This is a genomic window from Limnobacter sp., from assembly GCF_036846585.1.
Taxonomy (GTDB): domain Bacteria; phylum Pseudomonadota; class Gammaproteobacteria; order Burkholderiales; family Burkholderiaceae_B; genus Limnobacter.
Map to the genome: position 1 here is coordinate 14,526 of NZ_DAIUBR010000037.1, position 12,514 is coordinate 27,039.

The window sequence follows — 12,514 nt, forward strand, 5'->3', positions numbered from 1 at the left end:
GCGATAAAAAATCCTCATTGATTTAAAGCCTTGTATTCGGTTCGCTTCACCAGCCGACGAGAGCGAGAAACCATGATGAGCACCTCTTTTGGCGAAACAAAATCAGTGGACGCGGGAACAAACTGAAAACGCGGGTCGTGCGCCAAAACACCGATCGATTCCAACAATTCAGCCACCGTGGTGGAGCAGCTGTTGGTGCGCAAATCGTATGGTTGCTGTTCATGCATCTTCTTATTGATTTCAAGCTTTAAGCGGGCTTTCTCATCCACGTTGATTCGCAAGGTAAGTGATACATAATCGCGAAACGATTGATTCCCGTCCCTATATTGTTGCGAATCAGCCGCCCTACCAAATGCAATTGGTGTGCAAATTTTTAACCGATTTGTCGGCGTGAACCGTTGTGACTTTCGTGCCAATTTTATGGTACTGGCGGCCACGGGAAGATTGAATGGTCTGTTCTGACATGGCGTTAATCAGCAATATAAAAGGTAAGTTCCTGTGCCTGCTCTTTGGTAACACACAGGTCTGTTTCACCCCTGTCGTTGGTGCGCGAGAACTCGGTTCTGCCATCTGGATACTTCACTGCAAAATCGGTGTTGGCGAGCGGTTCACCATTCGCATCGCGAAGAACATATTTGTCGTCGTACCAATGAGCGTTCTGAGGGTATGGACTCGGAATGATTTGACTTAATTCAGCGGGCTTGCACAAGGGGCATGTAACTTGGTCTTGTTGCCATTGAATATCACCCTGGTAAATTTACTTGGCATCAACTTTGAGTAACAAGTTCACCAATGAATAAACCCACCAAAGAAAAAAGCAGGGCAAATGCCCTGCTTTTTCACTTTCTTAAACTACCCCTACCCGTCAAACAGCTTACGCTGCGTCGCGGCTTGCGCGCTTGCGCTCGTGTTCCTTCAGGAAACGCTTGCGAATGCGAATGTTTTTCGGTGTAATTTCCACCAATTCGTCTTCTGCAATGAATTCCACTGCGTATTCCAGGTTCATCTGGATTGGAGGCACCAGGCGAACGGCTTCGTCGGTGCCGGAAGAACGAACGTTGGTCAACTGCTTGCCCTTGATAGGGTTCACAACCAAGTCGTTGTCGCGGCTGTGAATACCAATCACCATGCCCTCGTACAGTGCTTCACCGGGCGACACGAACATGCGGCCACGGTCTTGCAGTTTCCACAAAGCGTAAGCAACTGCATCGCCATCGTCTTGGGAAATCAGCACACCGTTGTGACGCTCGGCAGAACCGCCTTCGCGAACGGGTGCGTATTGGTCAAACACATGGCTGATCAAGCCGGTACCGCGTGTCAGGGTCATGAAATCACCCTGGAAACCAATCAGGCCACGGGCTGGAATTTTGTATTCCAGACGAACACGGCCTTTGCCATCGGGCGACATGTCGAGCAAGTCACCTTTGCGGCGGCCCAGTTCTTCCATCACGCCACCCTGGTGTGAATCTTCCACATCCACGGTCAGCATTTCGTAAGGCTCGCACTTCACGCCGTCAATTTCCTTGAACACCACGCGTGGGCGAGATACCGCCAACTCGTAGCCTTCACGACGCATATTTTCCAGCAGAATGGTCAGGTGCAATTCACCACGGCCTGAAACCTCAAAGATGGTGTCGTCGTCGGTGTCTTTCACGCGCAAGGCCACGTTGGCTTTCAATTCACGCTGCAAACGGTCACGCAACTGGCGGCTGGTTACAAACTTGCCTTCACGGCCAGCCAATGGCGATGTGTTCACCATGAAGTTCATGGTCAATGTGGGCTCGTCAATCGCCGGGATTTCCAGGCCTTCCACGGCATCAGTTGCACAAATGGTGGTGCCAATGCCAATTTCTTCAATGCCGTTGATCAGGCAGATGTCGCCAGCCTGAGCTTCCTCTTCCTGAACACGCTCCAGGCCACGGAATTTCAACACCTGGTTGATACGGCCATTGAACGGTGTGCCGTCCGGGCCATTGATGCAGCTCACCTGCTGACCAACACGCACGGTGCCGCGCTTGATACGGCCAATGCCGATCTTGCCCACGTAACTGTTGTAGTCCAGTGATGTGATCTGGAACTGCAAGGGGCCGTTCGGGTCATCATCACGCACGGGCACGTACTTCAAAATGGCTTCAAACAAGGGGCGCATGGTGCCTTCGCGCACATCCGGTGTTTCACCAGCGTAGCCGTTCAGGCCAGACGCATACACAATCGGGAAATCCAGCTGTTCATCGGTTGCACCCAACTTGTCGAACAAGTCAAACGTTTGATCAATAACCCATTCAACGCGCGCACCGGGGCGGTCTACCTTGTTCACTACCACAATAGGCTTCAAACCCAGGGCCAGCGCCTTGCGTGTTACGAAACGAGTCTGGGGCATTGGGCCTTCAACTGCATCTACCAGCAACAGCACGGAATCAACCATCGACAAAACACGTTCCACTTCACCGCCGAAGTCAGCGTGCCCTGGGGTGTCAACGATGTTGATGTGAGTGCCTTCATATTCAACCGCGCAATTCTTGGCCAGAATCGTGATACCACGTTCTTTTTCAATGTCGTTGCTGTCCATCACACGTTCTTCGAGTTTTTCATTCTCGCGGAAGGTGCCAGACTGGCGAAGTAGTTGGTCAACCAGCGTGGTTTTGCCGTGGTCCACGTGGGCGATAATTGCAACGTTACGTAATGCGCGTGTCATAGATTTACCTGAATCAATCTGTCGGGTCGAAGCAAGGCGCCCTTCCCATCCGTTTCTAAAATGCCTGTGCCCATAAACTGGGGCTCGCCTTTGAAGGCCATATTGCTCACATCCTGCGCGGGGGCTTCTCCGTACACCCGCACTCGCCCTGGTTTGGCATCCGCCAATTCCAGTGGCAACCGTTGCCCGTGCGAAAAACGCCGCGCAAACTCATTGTTCAATTCAACTTTGCCCAGGCTGCCCAACAGGGCATCGACCGGGAAAAGCACTGCATCCAAAGCCTCAAATGGATTTTCCGATTCACCGAGCACTTTGAGTGCATCCAGGGTGTACGCGCGTTCCACTTTCAAGTCACCAATCGCGGTTCTCCGCAGTTCAGTGAGGTAGCCCGCCGTGCCCAAGGCCTTGGCGATGTCTTCTCCCAAGGTGCGCACGTAGGTGCCTTTGCTGCAATTTACGTCCAGTTCAATGGTGTAACTACGTTCACCATCACTATCATTGTGCTCCAGCTTGATGACATCCAATTGATGGATCAAGATGGTTCGGGCAGCTCTGTCCAATTCAATGCCTTCGCGAGCATACTCGTACAAAGGCTTCCCGTCTTTCTTTAATGCAGAAAACATGGGGGGTATCTGTTGAATTTCACCAACAAACTGCGCGCACACCTGTTTCACTTCTTCATCGGTAATGCTTTCAAGGGCGCGTGTGCTGACTTGCGTCAATTCGCCCTCGGCATCGCCGGTGCTGCTGGCATAACCCAACCTGATGGTGGTTCGGTAGGTTTTGCTGGCATCGATCAAATCGGCTGCAAACTTGGTGGCCTCGCCAAACATCAGAGGCAACAAACCACTGGCCAAGGGATCAAGCGTGCCCGTGTGGCCGGTTTTCTCCGCACGGTACAGACGTTTCACGATTTGCAAAGCCTGATTGGATGAAAAACCTTTTGATTTATCAAACAACAACACGCCCGAAAAAGAACGCTTATGCCTTTTAATCGCCACCACCATCGCCATCATCTGTACCTGTGGCGCCTGCGCCCTCACCTTTCAAGGCGCGGTCGATGATTTGCGCCATTTCGGCGCCGCGCTCAACTGACTGATCGTGCTTGAATCGCAGGGTTGGCACGGTGTGGATGTGCAGTTTCTTGAAGATCAAATTGCGCAAAAAACCAGACGAATCGTTCAAAGCTTCTTCGGTTGTTTCTGCCGAACCTGTCAGCACCGAGAAGTAAACGGTCGCATATGCGTAGTCGGGTGTCAATTCAACATCAGTGATCGTGACAAAGCCTAGCCGTGGGTCTCGCAACTCACGGGGGATCAGCTCAGCCAGGTCTTTCTGGATTTGCTCGGCAACCCGAATGCCTCTGGCTGGTGCTTTTTTCTTGTGACGCATACTTTCCTTTTCAAACCCCACGCTGCAATTGAATTACAGCGTACGGGCCACTTCCTTCACTTCAAATGCTTCCAGAATGTCGCCAACCTGAATGTCGTCGTAATTGTGCAGCTGCAAGCCACATTCAAAGTTCTGACGCACTTCTTTGGCGTCGTCTTTGAAGCGCTTGAGCGAGGCCAACTGGCCCGTCCACACCACCACGTTGTCACGCAGCAAACGAATACCGGCACCACGACGAATAACACCATCGGTGACCATACAACCCGCAACAGAACCCACTTTGGAGATTTTGTACACTTCGCGGATTTCAACGTTGCCGATGATTTCCTCTTTCTTGTCGGGTGTCAGCATGCCGGTCATGGCGGCCTTGATTTCGTCTACGGCATCGTAAATGATGTTGTAGTAGCGAATGTCCACGCCATTGTTCTCTGCAGTTTTGCGTGCGCCTTGATCAGCACGCACGTTAAAGCCGATGATCACCGCCTTGGAAGCCACGGCCAGGTTCACATCCGATTCACTGATACCACCTACAGCGGCGTGTACTACCTGCACTTTCACTTCGTCGGTCGACAACTTCTGCAAGGCATGTGACAAGGCTTCTTGTGAACCCTGTACGTCGGCTTTCAAAATAACTGGCAGGTGCTTGACTTCGCCCTCGGCCATTTGTTCGAACATGTTTTCCAGCTTGGCAGCCTGCTGCCTTGCCAGTTTTACGTCGCGGAACTTGCCTTGACGGAACAATGCGATTTCACGGGCCTTGCGTTCGTCTGGCAACACGATTACTTCTTCACCGGCAGCCGGAACGTCGCTCAAGCCCTGGATTTCGACAGGAATCGAAGGGCCGGCAAAGTCGATGGAGCGACCGGTTTCATCCACCATGGCACGAACACGGCCAAATGCGGAACCAGCCAACACCACGTCACCTTTTTTCAAGGTGCCACTTTGAACCAGCACGGTGGCAACCGGGCCACGGCCCTTGTCCAGCCGGGATTCAACAACCAAACCTTTGGCAGGTGCATCAATTTGTGCTTTCAATTCCATGACTTCGGCTTGCAACAACACTTGTTCCAGCAAGTCGTCAATGCCTTTACCGGTTTTGGCGGATACGGGCACCATGGGTGAATCGCCACCGTATTCTTCCGGCACCACGGAATGTGAAATCAATTCCTGCTTCACGCGGTCTGGGTTGGCTTCGGGTTTGTCAATTTTGTTGATCGCAACCACCAAGGGCACATTGGCTGCCTTGGCATGGTGAATCGCTTCAATTGTTTGTGGCATCACGCCATCGTCGGCGGACACTACAAGAATAACGATGTCAGTTGCCTTGGCACCACGGGCACGCATGGCGGTAAACGCCTCGTGGCCCGGTGTATCCAGGAAGGTGATCATGCCGCGCTCGGTTTGTACGTGGTACGCGCCGATGTGCTGGGTAATGCCGCCGGCTTCGCCAGACGCCACTTTCGCACTGCGGATGTAATCCAGCAAAGACGTTTTACCATGGTCAACGTGACCCATCACGGTGACTACCGGTGCACGGGGCACGGCAGGCGCTTCGGACTGCGCAACACCTGCTTGCTCGATCATGGCTTCGGGGTCATCAAGCTTGGCGGCAATCGCCTTGTGACCCAATTCTTCGGTCACAATCATGGCTGTGTCTTGATCCAGAACCTGGTTGATGGTGACCATCTGCCCCATCTTCATCAAGCACTTGATCACTTCAGCGGCCTTGACGGACATTTTGTGCGCCAATTCAGCCACAGTAATGGTTTCGGGCACGTGAACATCACGAATCACGGGTTCCGTAGGCTGGTTGAAATTGCTTTGTTCATGGCTGTGGCGGCTGTTTTTGCCCTTGGGGCCTTTCCAGCCACCTGCGCCAGTGCGGCCCAAACCTGTTTCACCACGGGTTTTCAAACCACCACGGCGACGGCCTGGTTCATCTTTTGCGCCTACGGCACGAACGCCTTTGCGACCGCGTTCCGCAGCCTCTTCTTCAGCAGGCGTGGCCAATTTTTCAGGTTTCTTGAGGACAGCTTTCGGCGGTTCAACAGGCTCTTCTGCCTTCATGACCTTGGAAGGCTGAGACATCATTCTGTTGATCGCGGCCACCTCGGCTTCCGCAACCTTGCGGGCACGTTCCTGATTGGCGCTGGCCTTGGCGGCGTCTTCTGCTGCCTTCTTGGCTTTTTGTTCAGCTTTCAATGCATCGGATGCACGCTGTTCGCGGGCCTTTGTCTCTTCGGCGCGGGCGGCTTTCGCTGCTTCGTCTTTGGAATCGGTTTCTTCGTCGGCTTTCGACGGCGCGGCACTTTCGGCCTTGGCCTGCTCAACAGCTTCATGCGCCAAACGTTCTTCTTCGGCGCGCTGGCGGGCTTCTTCCTGAAGCTTCAACTCACGCTCACGCTCCTGCTCCAGCTTGGCCTGCTTTTCTTTCAGCTCAGCTTCCTGGCGGGTTTTCAGTTCAACCTGGCGCTGTGCTTCCGCATCACGACGGGCCTGCTCAGCTGGCTCAAGCTGGGCTTCCATCACGGGCTCGCTTTCGCCTGCTTTCTCGGCACGCTGAACAAACACACGCTTCTTGCGTACTTCAACCTGAACGGTGCGCGCACGCCCACCGGGGCCTGCCTGCTTGATTTCGCTGGTCTGCTTGCGGGTGAGGGTAATTTTCTTTTGACCACTTTCAGATCCGTGTGCCTTGCGCAGGCTTTCCAAAAGCTTTCCCTTGTCCGCTTCAGTAACTGCATCTGCCTCAGAAGTTTTGCTTACGCCAGCAGACTTCAACTGCTCCAAAAGTACATCGGCGGGCATTTTCAACTCTGCGGCAAACTGTGCGACTGTGGTACTGGTCATCTACTATTCCTTCAAATTCCCTTGCTGACCGGGCCACGTGACCCGATTCGACTCAACTCAATCTGGTTCGAAACTTATTCGAACCAGTGTGCACGCGCCTTCATGATGATGTCACGCGCACGATCTTCTTCAATACCTGCGATCTCAACCAATTCATCGACCGCCAATTCTGCCAACCCTTCCCGCTCCGTAATATCGGCAGCAGCCAGCTTGGACACCAAATCTGCGTCTACGCCTTCAATCGACATCAAATCACCGGCACCCTCGACCATTTCTTCATGGGCGATTGCCTCGGTCAACAGTGCGTTGCGTGCGCGGGTGCGCAGCAATTCGACAGTTTCATCGTCAAAAGCTTCTATTTCCTGCATTTCAGCCAGTGGCACGTACGCCACTTCTTCAAGGCCACTAAAACCTTCTTCGATCAGAATGTTGGCCACGTCCTCATCAACATCCAGTTTGCTGGTGAACAATTCGCGCAGCTTGCCCACTTCCTCTTCAGAGCGTTTTTCTGACTCTTCCGGGGTCATGATGTTGATTTGCCAGCCCGTAAGATCAGAGGCCAGGCGAACGTTTTGGCCGCTGCGGCCAATGGCTTGTGCCAATTCGGCTTCATCCACCACCACTTCCATCACATGCTGGTCTTCATCAACCACAATGGATTGCACCGTGGCAGGTGACAAGGCGCCAATCACGAACTGGGCCGGGTCTTCGGACCACAGCACGATGTCTACACGTTCGCCACCCAGTTCCTGGGTAACAGCCTGAACGCGGGAACCACGAACACCCACACAGGTGCCGATGGGGTCGATGCGGCGGTCGTGTGCCAATACTGCAATTTTGGCACGCATACCAGGGTCGCGTGAAGCACCCTTGATTTCAAGGTGACCCTGCTCAATTTCGGGCACTTCCATTGCGAACAAGGCCTTGATGAACTCCGGCGAAGTGCGCGAGAGAATAACCTGCTGGCCACGGGCCAGGCGATCGACTTTCCACAGGAAAGCACGTACGCGGTCGCCTGGGCGCAGGCTTTCACGCGGGATCATTTGATCGCGGGGCAAGCGGGCTTCAATGCGGCCACTTTCAATAATGGCGTCGCCACGCTCCATGCGCTTGACCTGGCCGATCACGATTTTGTCGCCACGATCCAGGAAGTCGGTCAGGATCTGCTCGCGTTCTGCATCGCGCACGCGCTGCAAAATTACCTGCTTGGCAGCCTGTGCGCCAATGCGACCAAACTCGACGGGCTCAAGCTCTTCTTCAATGAAGTCACCCATTTCGGCTTCGGAATCGTGCTGCAAGGCCTGATCCAGTACCATTTGATAAGCTGGATCATAGAAGTCTTCTTCGGTCACTACTTCCCAGCGGCGGAAAGTGTCGTAGTCGCCAGTGTCGCGGTCAATGGACACACGCACATCGACTTCTTCGTCGAAACGCTTCTTGGTTGCAGAAGCCAATGCCAATTCGAGCGCGCCGAATACAATGTCTTTATCAACATTCTTTTCACGCGCCAGCGCATCAACCAATAAAAGCAACTCACGGCTCATTCCAGGGCTCCTAAAACTTTAGATGGGGGACCAGACGGGCACCCGCCAAATCAGCTATTTCAAAATCAAGCAAGTAAGGCTCGGCATTTTTGCCATCGGGTGCCACCAGGACGCCCCAATTTTGCTCTTTGCCTTGCTGCAATACACCTTTGAACTGCTTCTGGCTGTTGATGGGGCGTTTGAACTTCAACGCAACCTCTTCACCCAAAAACCGTTCGAAATCTTTTTTGCGACGCAATACACGGTCTATGCCCGGCGAGGAAATTTCAAGCCTGTCATAGTTGACGTTTTCGACGGTGAACAAGTGGGTCAACTGGTGGCTTACGCGTTCGCAATCCTCGACAGTGACACCGGCAGGTGAATCAATCATGATGCGCAACAGGCCATTGCCTTCCCGCTCAATGTCGGCCACTTCAAGACCCAGCGAGACAATCACGGCGTCGGCTTCCGTTACCCAGGGTTCTGACCATACGCCAGACCATGAATTGCCAACAAATTCTTCAGGATTGATCACTTCGCCTCTTTTAACCTTCTCTAGTTCGCTTCAAAACTGCCCGCCAAAAAAAAATGGGCCTGTAAGCCCACTTTATTTGAGACACCCTTTTTTGGAGTGGGTGCTCAGGCAGCCTCAGATAATAACCGAAACCGCCTTTATTTTCAAGCAATTTCAAGCACCGCACTACACGGCGGGAGCCTTTCTGCGTCGCCTTTGCTGGGGCTTCTGCTCTGAAACGGGGCCATTTCCATGGGCTGGCCCCCTGCCAGCCGAGGGGCCACCGGTCCGCGCACCACCGGTGCGTTTGCCCGAACCCGCAAATTTTCCGGAGTTGCCGCCGTTTCCAGTGCCAGACGGGCCACGGCCTCGCCCGCTGTTGCCGGTACCGCCCGCACCAGTCCGGTTGCCATTGCGCTCGCCACTGCGACCGTTGCCACCTGCGCGCGAGGAACCACCGGCCGAAGACAGGTTATTCTGGTTGCTTAAAGCGGCTGCAGCTGCGGCACCTGACACGGTCAGGTAGGTTTGCGTAGGGGTTGTGAAGGCCAAACCAGGATCAATCAAGGGCTGGCCATTGCGACGTTTGTTGTTTTTAGAGCCGATGTTTTTCTTGTCGCGGCGAATTGCACCTTCTTGTGCAGACTCATCGACCTTCAAACCCAAAGACTGCATGTATGACATGGCTTCCAGGGCTTCCATTTCCATGTGGCGCCCGCGCTTTAAGGTGGACGGCATGAGAATGTCGCCAAAGCGGGTGCGGATCAGGCGGCTAACCGTCAACTTGCACGCTTCAAACATGCGACGAACTTCCCGGTTGCGCCCTTCTTTCAACCCCACTTTGTACCAGCGGTTGGCACCTTCGCCACCTGCGGCATCCACATACAGAAACTTGGCTGGGCCGTCATCAAGCTCAATGCCGCTCAACAATTGCTGGCGTTGCTCTTCAGAAAGGTCGCCCAGAATACGAACGGCGTATTCACGCTGCACTTCATAGCGGGGATGCATCAAACGGTTCGCCAGGTCGCCAGAAGACGTGAACAGCAACAGGCCTTCGGTGTTGAAGTCGAGGCGACCCACTGCAATCCACTTGCCATTGGAAATCTTCGGGAGTTTTTGAAACACGGTCGGGCGCCCTTGGGGGTCATCCATAGACACAATTTCACCAGCCGGCTTGTGATAGATGAGCACACGAGGTGGCTTGGACTTGTTTTTGCGCTGAATCAACCTGCCATTGACACGAACCTGGTCGGTGGGCAATACACGCTGACCCAAGTGCGCAGGCTCCGCATTCACTGAAACACGGCCAGCAACAATCAGCTCTTCCATTTCACGGCGCGAACCCATGCCGGAATCAGCCAGCACTTTGTGCAATTTTGGGGCCAACTCGGGGTCCAGGCGGACATTCAATTTGCTGCGGTTCTTGCTGGCGCCGCCAGCCGCTTCTGTTTTCAGCCCTTCGACCTGATCAAGCACCTCGCCCCATTCCATGTCATGGCTTTCGATGTCGGTGCTGACCGCAACGGGTTCAATGGTGTCGGTTGTTTCCGGGGTTTCAGTTGCTTTGCGCTTGTTGGTTCTCATCGTTTTCCGCTGTGTCGCTGTCATCCAGGTCAAATGGAATGACTTTCTGTAATTCATCAGCCAGTTGCTGGTCTTTTTCATCGTCCAACGCTGGCAAATCGCTCAGGCTGGCCAGATTCAAGTCAGCCAAAAACTGGGGGGTAGTCGCCCAAAGTGCCGGACGCCCTGGGGCATCGCGGTGGCCAATGGCTTCGATCCAGCCTCGGTCTTCCAAGGCTTTCATCACCTGGGTGGACACCGTGACACCACGAATCGATTCAATATCGCCGCGGGTTACAGGCTGTTTGTAGGCAATAATTGCCAAGGTTTCCATGGTGGCCCGCGAATACTTCGGGGGCTTTTCAGGATTCATTTGTTCAAGATAGCGCTTGACGTCGTCACGGGTTTGAAAGCGCCACCCGGTTTTAACCTGCACCAGCTCCAGACCCTTTTGGGTCCAGTCACGCCGCAAATCTTCAAGCAAGGTGGTGACAACAGTCGCGTCGATTGAGTCGTCGAACAACCGCATCAGCTCTTTGACAGCAATGGGTTCGACTGAGCACAACAAAGCCGCTTCTAATATGTTTTTAGCGCGCTGGGGATCCATCCAGGCGGACTCACTTTAAGAAATTCTGGTGTTGATAGGGAATTAGTGCCGATTGGTCCTGCAGGCCGGGGTGGCTGTTGCCAGCGGGGTACAGGGGCGCAACATGTAACTGGTTGCGCGACAGGCATTTTATAAACCGATGGCGCATTGTAACCACGTTATCGGCAGATCAGCAACCACTTGATCGCACAATCAAATGTAAAAAAAAACGGCCCGACCAAGCGAGCCGTTTCCAAAAGTAACCCATAGAGGGTCGGAGACAGCTTTATATTGCATGCGGCATGCGCATGAAACATCCCCACTGTGGCCTACCCCGTGGTCACCCGGGTTCTTTAGAACTTATCCACAGTGGACGGGGAAAACCTTCCCGAATCGCTGTGGATAAAATTTTCAGCCTGTTGATTTATCGGTATTTTTGGTTGGTTGATTAAAAACTGAGCATGCTCTCTAACTGCCATCAATACCCACTATTTCACCTTTCCCAGCGATAACCAACACCCGCTTGGCGTATGCGATTCCAGACCGCCTCTTTTTCCTCGTCGCTTTTGAAAAGCCAGCCATCCACTTCATCCATGGTTCGACCACAACCCATGCAAACATCGTCGCCCAGATTGGTTGAGCAAAAACCTACACATGGGGTATCGGCTTCCGGCCACACGGGCAGGTTGGCGTATTCAGGTTTGGACATTCTGTTGCTTCTAACTGGAAATTGGACGGTGCTGTTTCTTCAGGCGAATATAAAGCACTTTGGTGACATGTGCGACGACCGAGCCGTCGACGTGAGTAATGTCGGTTTCGAAAGTGTGCAACACTTTTTCGCCTGTGGCTGCTTTTGATTTGATTTCATTGAGCGTTTGATCATCGACTTGATACACACCTTTGACCAGTGCACTGCCCTTTGCAATAAAACGAATATTGGACTCTTGATCCCACACATGGTAGCGATGCCCCAAGCGTTTCATGAGAATGAGCATGTAAAACGGATCGGCCATGGCATACAGGGAACCGCCAAAGTGCGCGCCCATGATGGTTTTGTTTCGACGCGTAAACGGCAGGTGCACTTCAACTTCTTCGAAATTGGCGCCAATTCGGTGGACGTGAATGCCCGCACCGCGCAAGGGTGCATAAAAATTTATGGCCCTGCGCATGAATTCAGGCTTGTCAGACAGATTTTTCAGAAATTTTTTTAACATTTTTTATTTCAATTTTCCTCATGGTTTCAGCAGGATAAAGGTTTTTTAGGGAACATTCAGGTGTTCCGACGCGTTTGTGCACTTGCACACAAGTCCAAAACCCGCTATAGTTTCGTTCTTACCAGACGCGGGGTGGAGCAGTCTGGCAGCTCGTCGGGCTCATAACCCGAAGGTCGT

General features: G+C 53.3%; 11 protein-coding genes. All 11 read right to left on the reverse strand.

Going from position 1 to position 12,514, the window contains the following annotated elements; genetic code table 11:
- Window positions 1–14: 14 nt before the first annotated feature.
- Window positions 15–269, reverse strand: a complete 255-nt coding sequence (locus V7028_RS13555) for a hypothetical protein (protein ID WP_334120614.1) — start codon at window positions 267–269, stop codon at window positions 15–17.
- Between the two features lie 605 nt (window positions 270–874).
- On the reverse strand, window positions 875–2,695 hold the full coding sequence (gene typA / locus V7028_RS13560) for a translational GTPase TypA (protein ID WP_334120615.1): 1,821 nt from the start codon (window positions 2,693–2,695) through the stop codon (window positions 875–877).
- Complete coding sequence (gene truB, locus V7028_RS13565; protein ID WP_334120616.1) at window positions 2,692–3,711, reverse strand: tRNA pseudouridine(55) synthase TruB; 1,020 nt, start codon at window positions 3,709–3,711, stop codon at window positions 2,692–2,694. Before truB ends, typA begins: the two co-directional genes overlap by 4 nt.
- Entirely contained in the window at window positions 3,686–4,087 is a 402-nt protein-coding gene (rbfA, locus tag V7028_RS13570; RefSeq protein ID WP_334120617.1) for a 30S ribosome-binding factor RbfA, read from the reverse strand. Before rbfA ends, truB begins: the two co-directional genes overlap by 26 nt.
- 33 nt (window positions 4,088–4,120) lie before the next feature.
- Entirely contained in the window at window positions 4,121–6,937 is a 2,817-nt protein-coding gene (gene infB, locus V7028_RS13575) for a translation initiation factor IF-2 (RefSeq protein WP_334120618.1), read from the reverse strand.
- A 74-nt stretch (window positions 6,938–7,011) separates the two neighbouring features.
- Window positions 7,012–8,481, reverse strand: coding sequence for a transcription termination factor NusA (gene nusA, locus V7028_RS13580; protein WP_334120619.1), 1,470 nt, complete (start codon window positions 8,479–8,481; stop codon window positions 7,012–7,014).
- Window positions 8,482–8,491: 10 nt separating this feature from the next.
- The gene (rimP, locus tag V7028_RS13585; protein WP_334120620.1) at window positions 8,492–8,995 is read right to left on the reverse strand and encodes a ribosome maturation factor RimP; all 504 of its coding nucleotides are present in this window, start codon (window positions 8,993–8,995) and stop codon (window positions 8,492–8,494) included.
- A gap of 165 nt (window positions 8,996–9,160) precedes the next feature.
- Window positions 9,161–10,558, reverse strand: a complete 1,398-nt coding sequence (gene rluB, locus V7028_RS13590; protein WP_334120621.1) for a 23S rRNA pseudouridine(2605) synthase RluB — start codon at window positions 10,556–10,558, stop codon at window positions 9,161–9,163.
- On the reverse strand, window positions 10,530–11,144 hold the full coding sequence (gene scpB / locus V7028_RS13595; protein WP_334120622.1) for an SMC-Scp complex subunit ScpB: 615 nt from the start codon (window positions 11,142–11,144) through the stop codon (window positions 10,530–10,532). The genes rluB and scpB overlap by 29 nt, the downstream gene beginning before the upstream one ends.
- Window positions 11,145–11,616: 472 nt before the next feature.
- Entirely contained in the window at window positions 11,617–11,832 is a 216-nt protein-coding gene (locus tag V7028_RS13600; protein ID WP_334120623.1) for a DUF1289 domain-containing protein, read from the reverse strand.
- A 10-nt stretch (window positions 11,833–11,842) separates the two neighbouring features.
- Window positions 11,843–12,337, reverse strand: a complete 495-nt coding sequence (locus V7028_RS13605) for a PaaI family thioesterase (RefSeq protein WP_334120624.1) — start codon at window positions 12,335–12,337, stop codon at window positions 11,843–11,845.
- Window positions 12,338–12,514 lie beyond the last annotated feature (177 nt).

What these genes read in the sequence shown, in the direction of transcription:
- V7028_RS13605 (WP_334120624.1), bottom strand. Translation starts at nt 12,337, where the DNA reads ATGTTAAAAAAATTTCTGAAAAATCTGTCTGACAAGCCTGAATTCATG.
- infB (WP_334120618.1), bottom strand. Translation starts at nt 6,937, where the DNA reads ATGACCAGTACCACAGTCGCACAGTTTGCCGCAGAGTTGAAAATGCCC.
- rluB (WP_334120621.1), bottom strand. Translation starts at nt 10,558, where the DNA reads ATGAGAACCAACAAGCGCAAAGCAACTGAAACCCCGGAAACAACCGAC.
- typA (WP_334120615.1), bottom strand. Translation starts at nt 2,695, where the DNA reads ATGACACGCGCATTACGTAACGTTGCAATTATCGCCCACGTGGACCAC.
- truB (WP_334120616.1), bottom strand. Translation starts at nt 3,711, where the DNA reads ATGATGGCGATGGTGGTGGCGATTAAAAGGCATAAGCGTTCTTTTTCG.
- nusA (WP_334120619.1), bottom strand. Translation starts at nt 8,481, where the DNA reads ATGAGCCGTGAGTTGCTTTTATTGGTTGATGCGCTGGCGCGTGAAAAG.
- V7028_RS13600 (WP_334120623.1), bottom strand. Translation starts at nt 11,832, where the DNA reads ATGTCCAAACCTGAATACGCCAACCTGCCCGTGTGGCCGGAAGCCGAT.
- scpB (WP_334120622.1), bottom strand. Translation starts at nt 11,144, where the DNA reads ATGGATCCCCAGCGCGCTAAAAACATATTAGAAGCGGCTTTGTTGTGC.
- rbfA (WP_334120617.1), bottom strand. Translation starts at nt 4,087, where the DNA reads ATGCGTCACAAGAAAAAAGCACCAGCCAGAGGCATTCGGGTTGCCGAG.